Genomic DNA, 17,252 nt, shown 5'->3' on the forward strand with positions numbered 1-17,252 from the left:
CCACCGTCATGAGCACCACCACCACCGCCGTCGCCCCGCTCACCACCGCCGACGCCGAGACCCTCGTCGACGCGGCCCGCACCGCCGCCGAGGCCGCGGGCGTGACGGTCAGCGTCACCGTCCTGGACGCGGGCGGCCACCTGCTCGCCTTCCGCCGCGACGACCGCGCCGTGCTGATCTCCGGCGAGACCAGCACCCGCAAGGCCTACACCGCCCTGCAGCTGAACGCCCCGACCGCCGACCTGGTCGACCTGGTCAAGCCCGACGGGCCGTTCCACTCCCTGCCCACCGCCCTGGACCGCCCGCTGCTGTTCATCGCCGGCGGCATCCCCGTCCACCGCGACGGCCGGCTGATCGGCGCCATCGGCGTCGGCGGCGGCGCCCCCGAGCAGGACCACGCCTTCGCCACCGCCGCGCTGCGGCACCTCGGCTGACACCCCGCCGGGCCCCACCGGTACGGGCGACGCGCCACCGCGCATCGCCCGTACCGGGCAATTTCCGCCGCGTCCCGCACCCGGATCCGCCCGGGCGGGGCACCGGTGTGGCAGGTAGGGGGACGACGGCCGACGAAGGGCCGTCGTCCCCCTACGGCCGAACGGAGCCCCCATGCGCCGACGCCGCGGCGTCCTGCTGACCGCCGCCCTCCTGGCCCAGCTCGCCGCCGGACCCTCCCACGCCGCGGCCCACGCCGCACACGGCCGGCCACCCGCCGGCCAGCACGGGGTGGTGCGCAGCGGGGACGTCCCGCTGGGCGGCGCCGAGGTGACGCTCTACCAGGCCGGGGACGGCGCGGGCGGCGGGCCGCGGGTGCTGGCCCGCGCCCGCAGCGCGCCGGACGGGCGCTTCGTCCTGGGCTACCGGCGCCCCGAGGACCCGGGCGCCGTGCTGTACGTGCTCGCGGATCTGCCCGGGCCCGCGGGCCCCCGGGGCTCAGGGGGTTCAGGGGGTTCCTGGGGCGGCGGGGGCGGCGGGCCGGCGCGGCTGGCCGCCGTGCTGAGCGGGGCCGAGGCCCCGCCGGAGCTCGTCGTCAACGAGCGCACCACCGTGGCCGTCGCCTACGCCCTGTCCCGCTTCACCGGCCCGGACGGCGTGGCCGGCCCCCGTCCGGGGCTGCCGAACGCCGCCGGCATCGCCCACAACCTGGCCGACACCGGCACCGGCGGCATCGCCGCGACGCTCGCCGCCCCGCCCAACGGCGCCCTCACCTCGACCCTGGCCGAGTTCAACAGCCTGGCCAACCTGCTCGCGTCCTGCGTCGGCGGCGGCACCGGCGTCGCGGGTGAGGCCTGCGACCGGCTGCTCGACCTGGCCCGCCGGCCCGGCGGCGAACGGCCCCGCGACACCCTGCAGGCCACCGTGGACATCGCCCACGACCCCGGCCACAACGCGGCCGCGCTCTTCGACCTCGCCGCCACCACCCCCCGCTACCTGCCGGCCCTGCCCGAGGCCCCCGCCGCCTGGACGGTGGCCCTGCGCTACGGCGGCAACGGCCACGAACTCGACGGGCCCGGCAACATCGCCTTCGACGCCGGGGGCAACGCCTGGGTCAGCAACAACTACCGCTACGACCCCGACCCCGCCGTCCCGGTCTGCGGCGGCGAGAGTGTCCTGAAGTTCACCCCCGCCGGCCGGGACGCGCCCGGTGCGCCCTTCCACGGCGGCGGGCTGTACGGCGCCGGGTTCGGCGTCACCGTGGACGCCCGGGGCTCCGCGTGGGTCGCCAACTTCGGCTTCCAGGGGCAGGGTTGCCCGATCGACCCGGCCCCGCTGGAGCGCAGCGTCTCGCAGTTCGCCCCGGACGGCACCCCGCTGTCCCCGCCCGAGGGCTGGCGCGTCGGGGGCATCGCCCAGCCCCAGGGCCTGGCCGCCGACCGCTCCGGCACCGTGTGGGTGGCCAACTGCGGCGCGGACAGCGTGACCCGTGTCCCCGAGGGGGATGCGACCCGCGCCCGGGAGGTGCCCGTCCCGGCCCTGCACAAGCCCTTCGGCGCCGCCGTCGACCCCGCCGGGCGGCTGTGGGTCAGCGGCAACGGCAGCGACAGCGTCCAGGTCCTGGCCGCCGACGGCAGCGTGGAGCGGGCCGTCACCGGCGGCGGCCTGCGCCGTCCGCTGGGCGTGGCCACCGACAGCCGGGGCAACGCCTGGGTCTCCAACAGCGGGATCCTGCCGGTGCCGTGCGGCGACAGCACCGCGGGCGACCTCGCGGACGCCGCCGTCGCCGGTGACGGCGGTGCGCGCCCGGGTGCCTCCGTCACCCTGATCCGTTCCGACGGGACGCCGGTGCCCGAACCGTTCACCGGTGGCGGCCTGTTCCTGCCCTGGGGGGTGGCCGTCGACGGCGACGACACCGTGTGGGTGGCCAACTTCGGCGGCCACCGCGTCGCGCGGCTGTGCGGCGTCGACCTCGCCGCCTGCCCGCCGGGATTCACCACCGGGCAGCCCATCTCCCCGCCCGACACCGGCTACCCGAGCGACGGGCTGGAGCGCAACACCGGCCTGCAGATCGACCCGTCGGGCAACGTCTGGCTGGCCAACAACTGGCGCACCGTGCCCGTGCAGACCAACCCCGGCGGCCACGAGCTGGTCGTCCTGGTCGGCGCCGCGGCCCCCGTCCCGGCCCCGAGGCTCGGCGGCCCGGCCTCGCCCTGACCGGACCCGGCCGGTCCTGCGGCCCCCGCGCGGCACCCGGTGCGCCTGCCGGGGGCCGTAGGGGCGACTACCCACCGGTACCGGTGGGCGGGGCGGGGCGGGTGGGAAGACTGCGCCGGATCGGCGCACCGCCGTGCAGGAGACCCGGGAGCCTTCCATGCCGCCGTCCGCCCGTCCCGCCCCCTCGGCCCCGCGGCGGCCCGCCAGGCGTGCGGCGCTGCGCCGCCTGGGCGAGTGGTGCGCGCGCCACTCGCTGATCGTCGTCGTGCTGTGGATCGTCGCCCTGGCCGGCATCCAGGCCGCCAACAAGTCGGTCGGCGGCGCCTACTCGGACGACTTCTCGCTGCCGGGCACCCAGGCGCAGCAGGGCCGGGACGTGCTGCAGGCGCACGAGCCGGCCGCGGCGGGCACCAGTTCGCAGGTGGTGCTGCACGACGCGGCGCCGCTGACGGGGTTCCAGCCGCAGATCGCCCAGGCCACCGCCTCGCTCCAGCAGTTGCCGCACGTGCTGTCGGTGCAGGGCCCGCTGCCGCCGCCGGGGCAGGCCCCCCAGCCGGGCGGGCCGCTGTCCGCCGACGGGCTGACCGGGTACTTCACCGTACGGTTCGACACCAACCCGACCCTGCTGGGCGACGGGTACCTGCCGGGGGTGGACGCGGCGGTGGAGCCGCTGCGGGCGGCCGGGGTGCAGGTGGAGTACGGCGGGCCGCTGGGCGAGCTGGCCCGGCCGGCGGCGGACGACCGTTCCAGCGAGGCGATCGGCTTCGCGGTGGCGGTGGTGGTGCTGCTGGTGGGGTTCGGCAGTGTGATCGCGGCCGGGCTGCCGTTGCTGACGGCGTTGTTCGCGGCGGTGGTGGGGCTGGGGGTGCTGGGGCTGATCGCGGCGCTGTCCACGTTCGCGACGGTCGCGCCGACGCTGGCGACGATGATCGGCATCGGGGTGGGGATCGACTACGCGCTGTTCCTGTTGACCCGTCACCGGCAGAACCTGATGGACGGGGTGGATCCGGTGGCCTCGGCCGGGCAGGCGGTGGCCACCAGCGGGCGGGCGGTGCTGGTCTCGGGCTGCACCGTGATCATCGCGCTGTCCGGGCTGTCGGTGTCGGGGATCTCCTTCATCGCCAAGCTGGGGGCGGCGGCGGGCATCACGGTGGTGTCGGCGGTGCTGGGGGCGCTGACGCTGCTGCCGGCGCTGATGGGGCTGATCGGGCGCCGGATGGACCGGTTCGCGGTGCGCCGTCCGATCGCGGAGGCCGGCGGGGAGGGCGGGGAGGTGGAGGGCGGGGCGTGGCACCGCTACGCCCGGCGGGTGGAGGCGCGGCCCTGGCGGTACCTGGTGGCGGGGGTGGTGGTGCTCGCGGTGCTGTCGATCCCGCTGTTCTCCATCCAGCTGGGCCACATCGGTGACGGCGCGGATTCCACGGAGTTCACCGACCGGCGTGCCTACGACCTGATGGCGCAGGCGTTCGGGCCGGGGTCGAACGGGCCGCTGACGGTGGTGGTCGACCAGAGCGCGGTGCCCGCCGAGGCGCGGGCGGGGGTGCTGGCCTCGGTGCAGCGGGCGCTCACGGGGTTGCCCGGCGCGGCGAGCAGTACCCCGCTGCAGACCAGTCCGGATGGCGTGGTGCTGTTCGACACGGTGATCCCGGCGAGCGCCCCGCAGGACCGCGCCACCACCGACCTGGTGAACCGGCTGGCGGACACCGTGCTGCCCGGTGCGGTGGCCGGCACGGGGGCGAAGACGTACGTGACCGGCAACACGGCGGCGCAGGTCGACTTCCTGGACATCGTGTCGAGCCGGCTGGTGCTGATCATCGTGGTGGTGGTCGGGCTGGCGTTCCTGGTCATCCTGCTGGTCTTCCGCGGCCTGCTGGTGGCGGTCAAGGCCGCGGTGCTCAACCTGCTGTCGATCGCGGCCTCGTACGGGGTGGTGGTGGCGGTCTTCCAGTGGGGCTGGGGCGGGCCGGCGCTGGGGGTGGAGGGGAAGGTGCCGATCGAGAGCTACGTGCCGATGATGATGTTCGCGATCGTCTTCGGGCTGAGCATGGACTACGAGATCTTCCTGCTCTCGCGGGTGCACGAGGCGTGGCTGCGCACCGGGCGCAGCCAGGACGCGGTGGCGCACGCGCTGGAGATCACCGCGCGGGTGATCAGCTGTGCGGCGCTGATCATGGTGAGCGTGTTCGCGGCGTTCATCGTCAGCGACAACGTGGTGATCAAGATGATGGGGCTGGGTCTGGCGGTGAGCGTGCTGGTGGACGCGACGGTGGTGCGGCTGCTGCTGGTTCCGGCGGTGATGACGCTGCTGGGGGCGGCGGCCTGGTGGACGCCGCGGTTCCTGGACCGGGTGCTGCCGCACATCGACACCGAGGGCGCGAACGCCTAGCACCCGGGGTGGCGCAGGGCGGCGGCGGCGCGCACGGTGGCGGCCTGGTGGGCGGCCTGGTGGGCGACGGGCAGCCAGACGGGGTCGAAGCGCTGCCGGTACTGGGCGCACCAGTCGCGCAGGAGGTGGTCGAGGCGGGCGGCCTGGGGGGCGGCGGGGGCGCCGCCCGCCCGGACGGCGCGGCGCAGCAGGGCGGCGGCGCGCACCGGGATGCGGTGGGCCCACAGGTCGATGCCGGCGAGGCGGGCGCTGGTCATGGGGGTGTGCGGGAGGTCGTGTCCGTGGACGTCGGGGTCGAAGGCGTCGGCGAGTTGGTGCAGGGCGGTCAGCGGGGTGCGGGCGGCGCGCAGCAGCGGGGCGTCGGGGTGTCGCAGGTAGGGCAGGGCGGCGTCGAGGAGGGCGGTGAGGAGCGTGCCGCGGTGGCGCAGGCGGTCGGCGCTGGTGCGCAGGTGCCGGCGGGTGGCGTCGGCGGGGCGCATGTCGCCGAGGTGGGCGCTGGTGAAGGCGGGGACTTCGACGAGGACGGTCTGGCCGCCGTGGCGCTGGGGGGCGAACCAGGTGCCGGCCCGGCCGCCGTCGGTGTCCTGGTGGGGGGTGAGCATGCCGGTGGTGTTCTCCTGGTGGTCGATGTGGTGGGGGGCCATGAGGTAGAGGCCGGGGCCTGATTCGTGGAGGCGGAAGGTGTCGAAGGCGCCGGTTTCGACGGGGATGCCGTGGGCGGCGGCGGAGCGGGTGAAGGCGTGGGCGAGGGCGGCGGGGTCGCTGGTGGCCTGGACGAAGGTGCCGCCGACGTCGGTGCTGTGCAGGGAGAACTGGAGGGTGGGGCGCAGTTCGTCGATGAGGTCGAGGAGGGTGCGGCTCTCGGGGAGGTGGGAGCCGATGGCGGGGGCCCATTCGGGCTGGTCCTCGGCGGCGGGGCGGTAGTAGTGGGCGAAGTAGTCGGGCAGGGTGCGGGCGGTGCGGCTGCCGTCGGCGAGGTGGGCGCCGTCGGGGTCGAGGCAGAGCAGGAAGTGCCAGGCGACGTCGGGGTTCGGGGCGGTGAGGGCGTGGTGGGCGAGGTCGATGGTGGCGGCGCGGCCGGCGAACTCGTCGGCGTGGGCGCCGGCGACGACGAGGAGGTCGTGCGGGGCGTCGCGGCCGACGGTCAGCAGGGTCAGGGGGCGTCCGGCGCGGGAGGTGCCGACGGTGCGCACCCGGCACAGGTCGGGCCGCTGGGTGGCCAACCGGTGGGCGGTGTCGGTGAGTTCGGCGATGCTGGGGTAGTGGTCACGGAGCCGGGCGGCCGCGGCCGCGGGGGTCGTCGTGTGGGTCACGTGCGGTGTCCTCCCCTGGTGGTGGTGGCAGTAGTTCTACCTGCCGCGGGGGGCCGCCGGTACGGGCCGGGCCCGTCCGGGCGCGGGGCTCGGACGGGCCCGGTGGGGCCGGCGGGGGTGTCAGCCGGTGATGGGGCGGGTGTCGAGGCGGATGTGGTCGAGGGCCCAGTACCAGTTGTTGCCGGCGTCGTACATGCGGAACTTGAGGGTGACGGTGCGGGCTTGGGCCGGGACGGCGAAGCTGCGGGTGATCCGGGTGTTCTGGGCGTCCTTGCCGGCGTTGTCGTTGCCGGTGGTGTCGGCGCTGTAGGCGAGCAGGCGGGTCTCGGTGCCGTCGTCGAAGACGGCGGTGACGGTGGCCTTCTGGGGGGCCTCCGGGCGGTAGTGGGAGTCGAAGGCGAGGTGGAGGGTGCCGGTGCCGGGCGGGAGGGTGACGGCGGGCGAGACCAGGGTGGAGTCGAAGACGCCCTTGCGGGAGGGCGAGCCGGTGTCGTCCCAGTCGTCGGGGTCGGCGACGGCGACGACGCCCAGGGCGCGGGTGAAGTTGCCGCGGTCCTGTCCGGCGGGGACGGACCATTCGCGCTTGGTGTGGAAGGTCCAGCCCTGGAGGCGGGTGGTGCCCTGGGGCATGGCGGGGGCGTTGACGACCGTCCAGCCCTTGGGGGCCCGGGCGGTCCAGCCGAGGACGCCGGCCTGTGGCTGGAGGGTGTCGGCGAGGGATTCGAAGTCCTCGTCGAGGAGGTGGCCGGTCATCAGCGGGGCGGGGCGGGCGGCGAGTTCGGCGTCGGCGAGGGCGAAGCGCGTGTCGGCCTGGGCGCGGGCGGTGACCAGCAGGCGGTGGGTGGCGGTGGCGGGCAGCTGGGCGGGCGGGGTGACCTGCCAGACGGCGGTGGCGGTGGCGCCGGCGGCGAGCTTGTCGGGTGCGGTGGTGACGGTGGTGGCGCTCCAGCCGGGCGGGAGCAGGGGCTGGGCCTCCAGTCGGGTGAGGGCGGCGGTGGCGGTGAGGGTGGCGGTGATCGTGGCGGGGCGGCCGGGCAGCAGGACGGGTTCGTCGATGGTGGCGGAGGCGGCGCCGAGGACGAGGTCGACGGTGAGGGGGTCGGCCAGGCCGAGGGCGGGGTCGGTGACGGTGCGTTCGTCCCGGGGGAAGCGGCCGGCGATGCGGCGGCGGAAGGTGAGGTCGCCCTGGACGGCGACGGCGACGTCGTACCAGCCTTCGGGGCCGACCTTGAGGTTGACGGTGCGGTCGTCGCCGGCCGCCACCCGTACCTCGCGCAGGCCGTCGCCGTAGGCGAGGTCGCCGACCAGGAAGGTCTGGGCGGTGCGCGAGCGGTTGATGACGTCGACTTCGAGGATCCTGCCGTCGCCCTCCTCGGAGAGCGAGACCTCGTAGGCGCAGGCGGTGTCGCCGCGCAGGTGCCACAGGGCGCCGTCGGGGCCGTGGACGCGCAGGTCGTAGCCGGCGGGGCCGACCTTCCAGACGTCCGAGAGGCGGCTCCTGGCGGCGACGGTGTAGTGCCTGGGGGCTTCGCCGGGGGCGGGGTAGACGGCGAACACGGCGCCCTGGCGGCCCTGGTTGACGAGGTCGAGGGTGAGTTCGTCGCCCTTGAGGCGGGGCTTGACGAGCAGGTCGTAGGGGACGGGGCGGGCGGTGCGGGTGCCGCGCTGCTGGCGGGGGAAGGTCTGGGGGCTGGGCACGGTGGGGGCGGGGAGCTTGCCGGTGTCGACGACCTTCTGGCGGTTGCCGCTGGTGTCGGGCAGCTGGGGCCAGGCGGGGTTGCGGCCGGAGAAGTCGAAGACGCCGGTGAGGTCGCCGCAGACGGCGCGCCGCCAGGGGCTGATGTTGGGCTCCTGGACGCCGAAGCGCTGTTCCAGGAAGCGCAGCACGGAGGTGTGGTCGTAGACGGTGGAGTCGACGACGCCGCCGCGGGTCCACGGGGAGACGACGATCATCGGCACCCGGACGCCCAGGCCCATCGGGTAGGGGCCGGAGACGAGGGTCTCGCCGGCCGGGAGGGTGTCGGACCAGGCGAGGGTGGAGTCGGCGGCCTTGACGCGGTACCTGCCGTCCTGGCCGACCACCCGGTGGTAGGTGGAGGAGCCCTTGGAGACGCGGACGACGACCTCGCCGTCGACCGGGACGTTGGACTTGCCGCGGCCCTCGGCCAGCGGCGGGACGGGGGGCAGCTGGTGGTCGAAGAAGCCGCCGTGCTCGTCGTAGTTGAGGATGAAGACGGTCTTCTGGAACACCTCGGGCTTGGCGGCGAGCGCGGACAGCAGTCGGGAGGTGAGGTGCTCGCCGTTCGGCGGGGCGTAGTTGGCGTGCTCGGACAGCGCGGCGGGGGCGACGATCCAGGAGACCTGCGGGAGGCGGTCGGCCTGGACGTCGGCGGTGAAGGCCTCGACCAGGGCGTCGCCCATGGCGAAGGGGTCGTTCTTCTTGGCCGGGTCGCCGACGGCGCGCATGCCGCGCTCGTACAGCGGCTCGCCGGGCTTGGCCTGGACGAAGGGGGCGAACCAGGCGAGGGCGTTGTCGTCGAAGTTGTCGAGGGCCTGGTAGGTCTTCCAGCTGACGCCGGCCTTCTCCAGGCGCTCGGCGTAGGTGGTCCACTCGTAGCCGCCGGGGATCTCGGTGTTGTCGGTCACCGGGGTGTCCCGCACGGTGCCGCCGCTGGTGCCGGTCATCAGGTGGTCGCGGTTGGTGTTGGTGTTGCACTGCACGGAGGCGTGGTAGGCGTCGCAGACCGTGAACACCGAGGCGAGGGCGTGGTAGAAGGGCATGTCGGCGCTCTCGTAGTAGCCCTGGCCGAGCCAGCCGGAGGAGCGGCGGGTGACGGAGCCGTCGGCGCGGCCGTCGTTCCAGGCGTTCATGGAGTCGCCGTAGCCGAAGGCGGGCGCGCCCTGCTGGTAGGCGTTGGTGTGGGCGGCGTTCATCGCGAAGGGCAGCAGGTAGCCCTCCTTGCGGCTGGGGTCGGGCTGGTGGAACACCGAGCGGCCGTCGACGCCGCGTACGGCGGTGCGGTCGCCGAAGCCCCGGACGCCGGCCAGGGTGCCGAAGTAGTGGTCGAAGGCCCGGTTCTCCTGCATGAACACCACGACGTGCTGGATGTCCGCCAGCCGTCCGGGCCGGGCCGGTGCGGCGAGCGCCTGCCGGACGCTGATCGGGAGGGCGGACAGCACCGCGGCCGCCGCCGCGCCGCCGAGGACGCTGCGGCGCGACAGTTCGGGCTTCGGACTCATGGGGGTGGGGCTCCTTGCTGACGGACCGCGGGTCTTCGCTACGGGGGCCGGCCGCGCGGTTCGGACCGGACCCGTTATGTGTACGAGACCGAGGTGGACGCAGCCGTGGCGTCCGATGACGGGCCGATGACCGACAAGAGACCCCGAGCTGTACAGACAACTTGACGCCCACTGATCAAACAGTTGACCGATCAACAGACCGGACCGGCCGTCAGGGCGGGCGCGGTCGGCACCTCGGGGTGTCGCGCCGCGCGGCGGGGGCAGACGCGCGGTGTGAACCCCATCGAGCGGGGCCTGCGGGCCGTGGACGGCTTCCAGCAGCGCCACCGGGTGCCCGGCCTGGTGATCGGCGTCGTACGCAAGTACGGGGACGACCGGGGCGGGCTGCTGTCCGCCCTGATCACCTACTACGGCTTCGTCGCCCTGATCCCGCTGCTGCTCCTGCTCAGCACCGTCCTCGGCTTCGTCCTGCACGGCCACCCCGGCGCGCAGCGCGCGGTCCTGGACTCCGCACTCGCCGACTTCCCGATCATCGGCGACCAGCTGCGCCAGAACGTCCACTCCCTCCAGGGCAGCGGCCTGGCGCTGGTGATCGGCGCGCTCGGGCTGCTGTACGGCGCGCTGGGCATCGCCCAGGTGTTGCAGCACGCCATGGCCGAGGTCTGGAACGTGCCGGGCGTCCAGCGGCCCGGCTACTGGCCGCGGCTGGCACGCAGCCTGCTGCTGTTCGCCGTCCTGGGCACCGGGCTGGTGCTGGGCACCGCCGCCGCCTCGCTGGTCGGCGGCACGCTGGCCGGGACGGCCGCCCGGATCGGAGGCCTGGTCGTCTCGGCGCTGGTGAACACCGCCCTGTGCCTGGCCTGCTTCCGGGTGCTCACCCCGCGCGAGATCCCGCTGCGGCGGCTGTGGCCGGGCTGCGCGCTCGCCGGGCCGCTGTTCACCGTCCTCCAGGCGGCGGGCTCGCTGCTGGTCGCCCACGAGCTGCGTCACGCCGGCCAGGTCTACGGGTTCTTCGCGACGGTGATCGGGCTGCTGTTCTGGCTCTACCTGGCCGCTCAGGTCACCGTGTACGCGGCCGAGACCAACGTCGTGCTCGCCCGGCGGCTGTGGCCGCGCAGCCTGCTGCAGCCGCCGCTGACGGACGCCGACCAGGAGGTGCTCTCCTCGGTCGCCCGGCAGGAGGAGCGCCGGCCCGAGCAGCGGGTCGACGTCTCCTTCCACGACGAGCCCGCCGCGGAGGCCACCGAGCCCGGGATCCCGGACGGGGAGGACGGGGACGGGAGGGGCGGCAGCGGCGAGCGGTGAGGGCCCGTGCCCGGGCCGGGGCGACTCCCCGGCCCGGGCACTGTGCCGCGTAGAGGTTTCGTGAACCCGGGTGGGCGTTCGGACAGGGTCCGGAGGATCCACCGGCCTGCGGCACCGCCCGGCGGATCATGGAAGGGTGCGCTCCGGCGCCCGGAGACCCCTGAAATCCGTCGACAGGAAAGCGGTACCGCTCTCGTGACCCCCGCCGTACCCGACACCCCCGCCGTACCCGACACCCCCGCCGTACCCGACACCCCCGCCGTGCCCGACCCGACCGTGCTGCACCCCTTCCCCGGGCAGCCCCGGGTGGTCCTTCTCAAGCCGCTGGTCACCTCGCCGCTGATCGAGGTGGGCGAGTACTCGTACTACGACGACCCGGACGACCCGACGGCCTTCGAGACCCGCAACGTGCTGTACCACTACGGGCCGGAGAGGCTCGTCATCGGGAAGTTCTGCGCCTTCGCCACCGGGGTGCGGTTCGTGATGAACGGCGCCAACCACCGGATGGACGGGCCCTCCGCCTTCCCCTTCCCGATCATGGGCGGCGCCTGGGCCGAGCACTTCGACCTGATCACCGGCCTGCCCGGGCGCGGCGACACCGTGATCGGCCACGACGTGTGGCTCGGCTACCGCACCACCGTCATGCCCGGGGTGCGCATCGGCCACGGCGCGATCGTCGCCGCCGGGTCCGTCGTCACCTCCGACATCCCCGACTACGCGGTCGCCGGCGGCAACCCGGCCAAGGTGATCCGGCTGCGCCACGACGAGGCCGACATCGCCCGCCTGCTCGACCTCGCCTGGTGGGACTGGCCGGCCGAGCACCTCACCCGCCACCTGCGCACCGTCATGTCCGGCACCGTCGACGACCTCGCGGCCGCCTCCCCCGGCTCCCCCGGCGGCGCCTGAGCCCACTCCTGTACCAACTGGTATGCCCAGTGCGCCCCGGAGCCATAGGGCGTGCAGGCGTCGGCGGCCCCGCGGTGACCTTCGGAAACGGCGGGGCCCCGAAACCCCGGCGGGCCGAACTCCTAACGGGCGGTGGGGTGGTGGAGTCGGCGGGCGGCGGTGCGGATGGCGAGGGTGTACGGGGCGTCGAGGGCGCGGGTGCGGGCGTCGAGGTCGGCGAAGGCCACCAGGGCCTTGTGGGTGTCGTCGGTGGTCTGGGTCCAGGCCGTCCAGGCGTTGTGGACGTCCTCGTCGGTGACCTGCTCGCCCTTGGCCTGCAGCAGCACGGCGTAGATGCGGAAGAGGTCGTCGGAGCCCGCGGGTGGTCTGGCCTCCGAGGGCAGGCAGGAGCGGATCAGGTCGGCGATGGGATCGAGGTGGCTCATACGGTCAGTGTGCCGGTGGCGAGCGTGCCGGTGAGCAGGATCAGGTGAGCCACCGCGAATATCATCGGCACGAGCCGTTCCGTGGTGCCGAGTTCGGTGTAGTGGCGGCGGCGGCCGGGCGCCGCGGCGTTCCTGAGGACGTCCCACTCGTCGGTGTAGATCCGCGCGGACAGCTTGTCCTCCAGGCTGTTGATGACCTGGAACTTGGCGCTGTTGAGGTCCCGGTAGCTGCGCAGTTGCATCCACCAGGCGCCGGAGAGGGTGATGCCGGCCAGCGCGACGGCCGTCGCCACCCACCACGGGGACTCCGACAGCTTGGGTATGCCGAAGCCGATCAGGGTGACCAGCGCGGTCTGCACGGACAGGAAGAAGGTGTTGGCGCTGCCCCGGCGGGCCGAGACCCGGTCGGCCATCTCCACGGCGAGCTTGTACAGCTCCAGCAGCTCGGACTGACGGTTCGGCTCGGGCGGCGTGGTCATCGCGAACCCCCCTCGGGCAGGTGGTGTGCCGGTTTCGCCCGCTGCCCGGGCTCCCCCCGATGTGTTCCGGGCTCCCCCGGTGTGTTCATCCTTCCCGGCGAGCCGGCCCGTCAGTGCTGCGCGTCCGCGGTGACCCTCGCCCCCGCGGTGGCCCTCGCGACGGCGCCCGCCACGGCGGGGGTGCCCGCCGACAGGGCGCGCAGGGCCGCGCCGGCCTCCGCCTCGCCCTCCCCGTACTGGTGGGCGCGGGCGGTGCGCAGCGCGGCGTCGAGGTGGAGCGCGGCCTCCTCCGGTTGGCCGGTGGCGGCCAGGGCGCGGCCGTAGAGGGTCTGCAGGGCCACCCGGCGGGTGACGGGGAAGGGCGGTTCGGCGACGGCCAGGCCGTGGGCGGCGTGGTGGGCGGCCTCCTCGAACATGGCGGCGGCCAGGCACTCGTGGGCCAGGTGCAGGCGGGCGAGGGCCACGAGGTCGGCGCGTCCGGCCCGTTCGGCCAGGGACAGGGCCCGCACCAGCAGGCTGCGGGTGCGGGCGCGGCCGGCGCGGTCGCCGTGGCGGGCGAGGGCGACGGCGAGGTTGACCAGGGCGACGGCCTGGGCGGTGCCGTCGCCGGCCCGGGCGGCGAGGTCGGGGGCGCGTTCCAGGTGGACCAGGGCCTCCTCGGGGCGGCCCTCCTCCAGCAGGACCCAGCCCAGCAGGGCCCGGGCGCGGGACTGGGCGGCGGGGTCGCGGTCGGCCTCGGCGGCGGCCAGGCCGTGTTCGAGCAGCGGCGCCCAGCCGTCCCGGACCTGCCAGACGATCAGCGGCCACTGGAGCAGCACCAGGCGCCAGGCGCGGTCGTGCAGTCCGGCGGCGACGGCCGCCTCGACCGCGCCGCGCAGGGTGTCGCGTTCGGCGGCGTACCAGGCGAGCGCGCTCGCCCGGTCGGGGAAGGGGCGGACCTCGGCGGGGCGGCGGGTGCCGGGCGGCAGGGTGCAGCACGGTTCGCTGCCCGGTTCGGCGGCGGCGCAGGCGGTGAGCAGGGTGTTGAGCAGGTGGTCGAGCAGGCGGGGCAGCACCTGGGTGTCGGTGTCGCCGGGCAGGCTGCGGGCGTAGAGGCGGACCAGGTCGTGCAGGGTGTAGGCGTCCCGTCCGATCTCCACGATCAGGTGGGCGGTGGCCAGTTGGGCCAGGGCGTCGGCGGCCTCGGCGGGGCGGCAGCCGGCCAGGGCGGCGGCGGTGCGGCTGTCGAGGGTGGCGCCGGTGTGGGCGCCGAGGCGGCGGAACGTGCGGCGGGCGGGTTCGCTCAGGTGCTGGACGGTCAGGGCGAGGGCGGCGGCGACGCCGGTGTCCTCGATGTGGAGGAGGTCCAGGCGGTCCTGTTCGTCGGCGAGTTCGTCGGCGAGGGCGGCCAGCGCGCGGGCGGGGCCGGTGGCGAGGCGGGCGGCGGCCAGCCGCAGGGCCAGCGGCAGGCCGTCGCACAGGCCGGCCAGGCGGGCGGCGGCCTCGGGTTCGGCGGCGACCAGGTCGGGGCCGAGGGTGGCGGCGAGCAGGGTGACGGCCTGCGGGGAGGAGAGTTCGGCGAGCGGCACCGGGCGGGCGGCGTCGGAGGCGACCAGGCCGCCGAGCCGGTCGCGGCTGGTGACCAGGGTGACGCAGTCGTCGCCGTCGGGCAGCAGCGGGCGGACCTGCTCGGAGCGGCGGGCGTTGTCCAGGACGATCAGCATCCGCCGGGTGGCGGTCAGTTCGCGGTAGCGGGCGGCCATCGCCTCGGGGGTGGCGGGCATCTGCTCGGCGGGCAGGCCCAGGGCGAGCAGCAGTTCGCGCAGGACGGCGGCGGTGTCGCGTTCCGGCAGGGGGCTGTGGCCGCACAGGTCGACGAAGAGCCGGCCGTCGGGGAAGTCCTGCTGACGGCGGTGCGCCCAGTACAGGGCGAGGGTGGTCTTGCCGATGCCGGCGCCGCCGGTGAGCACGGCGACGGCGCCGGGGGCGGCGGTGGCCCGGTCGAGCGCGGCCAGCTCGTCCTCCCGGCCGGCGAAGCCGCGCGGGCGGCGGGGGAAGGGCCAGGGGGTGGGCTGGTGCCAGGGCGTGGCGACGGGCGGCGCGGCCGGGGCCGGTACGGGGGTGGGCGGCGCGGCGGCCGGTACGGGGGTGGGCGGCGCGGCGGCCGGTACGGGGGCGGACGGCGCGGCGGCCGGTACGGGCTGCGTGGTGGCGGGCCGCTGCTCGGGGACGGAGGCCAGGCCGCCGACGGTGGCGACCCGCGCGGGCGGGACGCGGTCGGACGGCACGCGGTCGGACGGCACGCGGTCGGACGGCACGCGGTCCGGCAGCAGACGGTCCGGCAGCAGACGGTCCGGCGGCTCCTGGTCGCCGGGGCGCCGGGCGGGCGGCACCCGGTCGGAGCGGCCCGACGCTACGGCGGTGTGCTGCGGCGCGGCAGGGCGCTGCGGGGCAAGGCCCTGCGGGGCGTCGGTGCGCGGCGGGGCGTCGGTGCGCAGCAGGCGGTCGTAGGCGTCGGTGAGTTCCGGCCCGGGGCCCATGCCGAGTTCCTCGGCCAGGGCGCGGCGGGTGCGGTGGAACCAGTCCAGGGCTTCCGAGCGGCGTCCGGCGCGGCCGAGGGCGTGCATGAGGTCGGCGACCAGCGGTTCGCGCAGCGGGTTGGCGGTGGCCTCGGCGTGCAGCAGGTTCGCGGCGGCGCCGTGGTCGCCGAGGCGGCCGTGGGCGCGGGCCAGTTCCTCGGCGGCGGCCAGCCGCAGTTCCTCCAGGGCCTGGGCGGCGCACTGCAGCGGCAGGCCGGGGGTGGTGCCGGCGAGGGCGGGGCCCCGCCACAGGGCGAGTGCCTCGCGCAGGTCGGTGGCGGCCCGGGCGGCGTCGTCCTGGGCGCGGGCGCGGGCCACCAGCTGTTCGAACCGTACGGTGTCCACGGCGTGGTCGGGCGCGCGCAGCAGGTAGGCGCCGTTGTCGGTGACGAGTTCGATGCCGGCGGCGGGGGCGTCGTGGGCGTTGAGCAGGGCGCGCAGCCCGGAGACGTGGTTGTGGATGACGGTGCGCGAGTGCCGGGGCGGTTCCTCGTCCCAGAGGGTCTCGGTGAGCCGTTCGACGGTGACCGGTGCTCCGGGGTTCAGCAGCAGCATGGCGAGCAGGCTGCGGCGTTTGGCCGATCCGGCCGGAAGCTCCCGGCCGTCCGCGGCCACCACGGCCACCGAGCCCAGCAGTCGGAACTCCACGCACCCCCCCTTAGATGTATATGACAATCATATGACAGCAGGCGACACAACGATCGCGGAGCGTCGTCCCCGGCGCCCCGGCGGCGAGGCCGGGACCGGCCCCGCCGCGTCCGAGGACTACCAGGTGACAGCGTTGTCCATGTCCTGCTGCCAGTAGGTGACCTTGAGCGAGTCGTCGATGTACAAACCCCGCGGGGGCAGCGAAGGGTTGCTTCCCGCGCCGACACTCTCGTTGCCGGAGGGGCCCGCGAAGTAGACGGCCAGTGAAGTCTCGGTGTGGCCGTGGCCGTGGCCGCCGCTGCCTTCGCGGCGACGGGGGCCTTCGCGGCGGCGGGGGCCTTCGCGGCGGGCTTGGCGGAGGCGGAGTCGGGGGCGCCGCCCGGCGCGGGCAGCGCCCCTTCCCGCGCAAGGTCAGCGAGTCCGATCCCGAGGTCTTCTACGTCACCGCGCGCACCCGGGCCCACGACGTGCGCTGGGAACTGAGCCTGGACTGGTCCGGCGGCGGGCGCCGGGGCACGGTGCGCGTCGACGCCGGCGGCACGCCGTTCCGCACCAGTGCGGGCGCCGGGCGGCCGGGCTACGACTACCCGCTGGGCGGCGGCGAGTGGATCCGCCGCCAGGAGGGCTGAGCCGGGCCCGCGGGTGGGCGTCCGGGCCGAGGGGAGGCGGCCCCGGACGCCCTGGCCGGCCCGGTGTCCTGGCCGGTCAGCGGGTCTCGATGACGACCTTCTCGATGACCACGTCCTGGACCGGGCGGTCGTTGCGGCCGGTGTCCGTCTTGGCGATGGTGTCGACGACCTTCCGGCTGGCCTCGTCGGCGACCTCGCCGAAGATGGTGTGCCGGTTGTTGAGGTGGGGGGTCGGCCCGACGGTGATGAAGAACTGGGAGCCGTTGGTGCCCGGTCCGGCGTTGGCCATGGCCAGCAGGTAGGGCTTGGTGAACGCCAGGTCCGGGTGGAACTCGTCCGCGAACTTGTACCCGGGGCCGCCGGTCCCGTTGCCCAGGGGGTCGCCGCCCTGGATCATGAAGCCCTCGATGACCCGGTGGAAGACCGTACCGTCGTAGAGCGGCTCGTTGCTCGGCTGACCGGTGTTCGGGTCGATCCACTGCCGCTCGCCCGTGGCGAGCTCCACGAAGTTCTTGACGGTCTTCGGCGCGTGGTTCGGCAGCAGCCGGATCACGATGTCGCCCTTGTTGGTCTTCAGCGTCGCGTACAGCTCTTCCGCCATGGCACGTCCTTCGGTAGTCCTACGGGATACGGCCAGTCTTCAGGGCGGCGGGCCGCCCCGAGGGCCGGCGACGCGGCGATACGCCCACACGGGTGGCACCCCGCGAACGGGCG

At 75.2% G+C, this 17,252-nt stretch carries 11 protein-coding genes and 1 pseudogene; 6 read left to right on the forward strand and 6 right to left on the reverse strand.

Translation table 11 applies throughout. From position 1 onward, the window contains the following. Positions 1–8 precede the first annotated feature (8 nt). The 3 genes from ABZ449_RS21450 to ABZ449_RS21460 all read left to right on the forward strand — a co-directional run bounded on the left by ABZ449_RS21450 (position 9) and on the right by ABZ449_RS21460 (position 5,035). Positions 9–434, forward strand: coding sequence for a heme-binding protein (locus ABZ449_RS21450; RefSeq protein ID WP_360348007.1), 426 nt, complete (start codon positions 9–11; stop codon positions 432–434). 172 nt (positions 435–606) lie between these two features. After that, positions 607–2,649: a hypothetical protein gene (locus ABZ449_RS21455; protein ID WP_360348010.1), complete on the forward strand. Its 2,043-nt coding sequence runs from the start codon at positions 607–609 to the stop codon at positions 2,647–2,649. A gap of 157 nt (positions 2,650–2,806) precedes the next feature. Then, positions 2,807–5,035, forward strand: coding sequence for an MMPL family transporter (locus tag ABZ449_RS21460; RefSeq protein WP_360348012.1), 2,229 nt, complete (start codon positions 2,807–2,809; stop codon positions 5,033–5,035). Here ABZ449_RS21460 and ABZ449_RS21465 read toward each other — a convergent pair. Continuing rightward, positions 5,032–6,348, reverse strand: coding sequence for a M14 family zinc carboxypeptidase (locus tag ABZ449_RS21465; RefSeq protein ID WP_360348015.1), 1,317 nt, complete (start codon positions 6,346–6,348; stop codon positions 5,032–5,034). The genes ABZ449_RS21460 and ABZ449_RS21465 overlap by 4 nt on opposite strands. A gap of 120 nt (positions 6,349–6,468) precedes the next feature. Next, the gene (locus ABZ449_RS21470) at positions 6,469–9,588 is read right to left on the reverse strand and encodes a phosphocholine-specific phospholipase C (RefSeq protein WP_360348018.1); all 3,120 of its coding nucleotides are present in this window, start codon (positions 9,586–9,588) and stop codon (positions 6,469–6,471) included. Between the two features lie 273 nt (positions 9,589–9,861). On the opposite strand from ABZ449_RS21470, the gene ABZ449_RS21475 reads away from it, so the two are divergent. Together ABZ449_RS21475 and ABZ449_RS21480 are read left to right on the forward strand one after the other, a co-directional pair. Continuing rightward, the gene (locus tag ABZ449_RS21475) at positions 9,862–10,893 is read left to right on the forward strand and encodes a YihY/virulence factor BrkB family protein (RefSeq protein WP_360348021.1); all 1,032 of its coding nucleotides are present in this window, start codon (positions 9,862–9,864) and stop codon (positions 10,891–10,893) included. A 261-nt stretch (positions 10,894–11,154) separates the two neighbouring features. After that, positions 11,155–11,799: a CatB-related O-acetyltransferase gene (locus ABZ449_RS21480; protein ID WP_360348122.1), complete on the forward strand. Its 645-nt coding sequence runs from the start codon at positions 11,155–11,157 to the stop codon at positions 11,797–11,799. A gap of 122 nt (positions 11,800–11,921) precedes the next feature. Here the strand turns inward: ABZ449_RS21480 and ABZ449_RS21485 are convergent, their stop codons facing one another. The 3 genes from ABZ449_RS21485 to ABZ449_RS21495 form a co-directional block, all read right to left on the reverse strand. After that, positions 11,922–12,224 (reverse strand): hypothetical protein, encoded by a 303-nt coding sequence (locus ABZ449_RS21485; protein WP_360348024.1) that lies wholly within the window; start codon positions 12,222–12,224, stop codon positions 11,922–11,924. Then, positions 12,221–12,703, reverse strand: a complete 483-nt coding sequence (locus ABZ449_RS21490) for a hypothetical protein (protein WP_360348027.1) — start codon at positions 12,701–12,703, stop codon at positions 12,221–12,223. Before ABZ449_RS21490 ends, ABZ449_RS21485 begins: the two co-directional genes overlap by 4 nt. A gap of 110 nt (positions 12,704–12,813) precedes the next feature. Next, on the reverse strand, positions 12,814–15,909 hold the full coding sequence (locus ABZ449_RS21495; RefSeq protein WP_360348030.1) for a BTAD domain-containing putative transcriptional regulator: 3,096 nt from the start codon (positions 15,907–15,909) through the stop codon (positions 12,814–12,816). 380 nt (positions 15,910–16,289) lie between these two features. Between ABZ449_RS21495 and ABZ449_RS21500 the strand changes: the two are divergent. Then, positions 16,290–16,538, forward strand: a pseudogene (locus tag ABZ449_RS21500) (transcriptional regulator); the annotation flags it as partial. A gap of 76 nt (positions 16,539–16,614) precedes the next feature. Here the strand turns inward: ABZ449_RS21500 and ABZ449_RS21505 are convergent. After that, the gene (locus ABZ449_RS21505) at positions 16,615–17,139 is read right to left on the reverse strand and encodes a peptidylprolyl isomerase (RefSeq protein WP_360348033.1); all 525 of its coding nucleotides are present in this window, start codon (positions 17,137–17,139) and stop codon (positions 16,615–16,617) included. Positions 17,140–17,252 lie beyond the last annotated feature (113 nt).

The organism is Kitasatospora sp. NPDC005856, from assembly GCF_040629945.1.
Taxonomy (GTDB): domain Bacteria; phylum Actinomycetota; class Actinomycetes; order Streptomycetales; family Streptomycetaceae; genus Kitasatospora.

Excerpts from the sequence above, each read along its gene's own strand:
- ABZ449_RS21485 (WP_360348024.1), bottom strand. The coding sequence starts at position 12,224 with ATGAGCCACCTCGATCCCATCGCCGACCTGATCCGCTCCTGCCTGCCC.
- ABZ449_RS21505 (WP_360348033.1), bottom strand. The coding sequence starts at position 17,139 with ATGGCGGAAGAGCTGTACGCGACGCTGAAGACCAACAAGGGCGACATC.
- ABZ449_RS21450 (WP_360348007.1), top strand. The coding sequence starts at position 9 with ATGAGCACCACCACCACCGCCGTCGCCCCGCTCACCACCGCCGACGCC.
- ABZ449_RS21460 (WP_360348012.1), top strand. The coding sequence starts at position 2,807 with ATGCCGCCGTCCGCCCGTCCCGCCCCCTCGGCCCCGCGGCGGCCCGCC.
- ABZ449_RS21490 (WP_360348027.1), bottom strand. The coding sequence starts at position 12,703 with ATGACCACGCCGCCCGAGCCGAACCGTCAGTCCGAGCTGCTGGAGCTG.
- ABZ449_RS21470 (WP_360348018.1), bottom strand. The coding sequence starts at position 9,588 with ATGAGTCCGAAGCCCGAACTGTCGCGCCGCAGCGTCCTCGGCGGCGCG.
- ABZ449_RS21455 (WP_360348010.1), top strand. The coding sequence starts at position 607 with ATGCGCCGACGCCGCGGCGTCCTGCTGACCGCCGCCCTCCTGGCCCAG.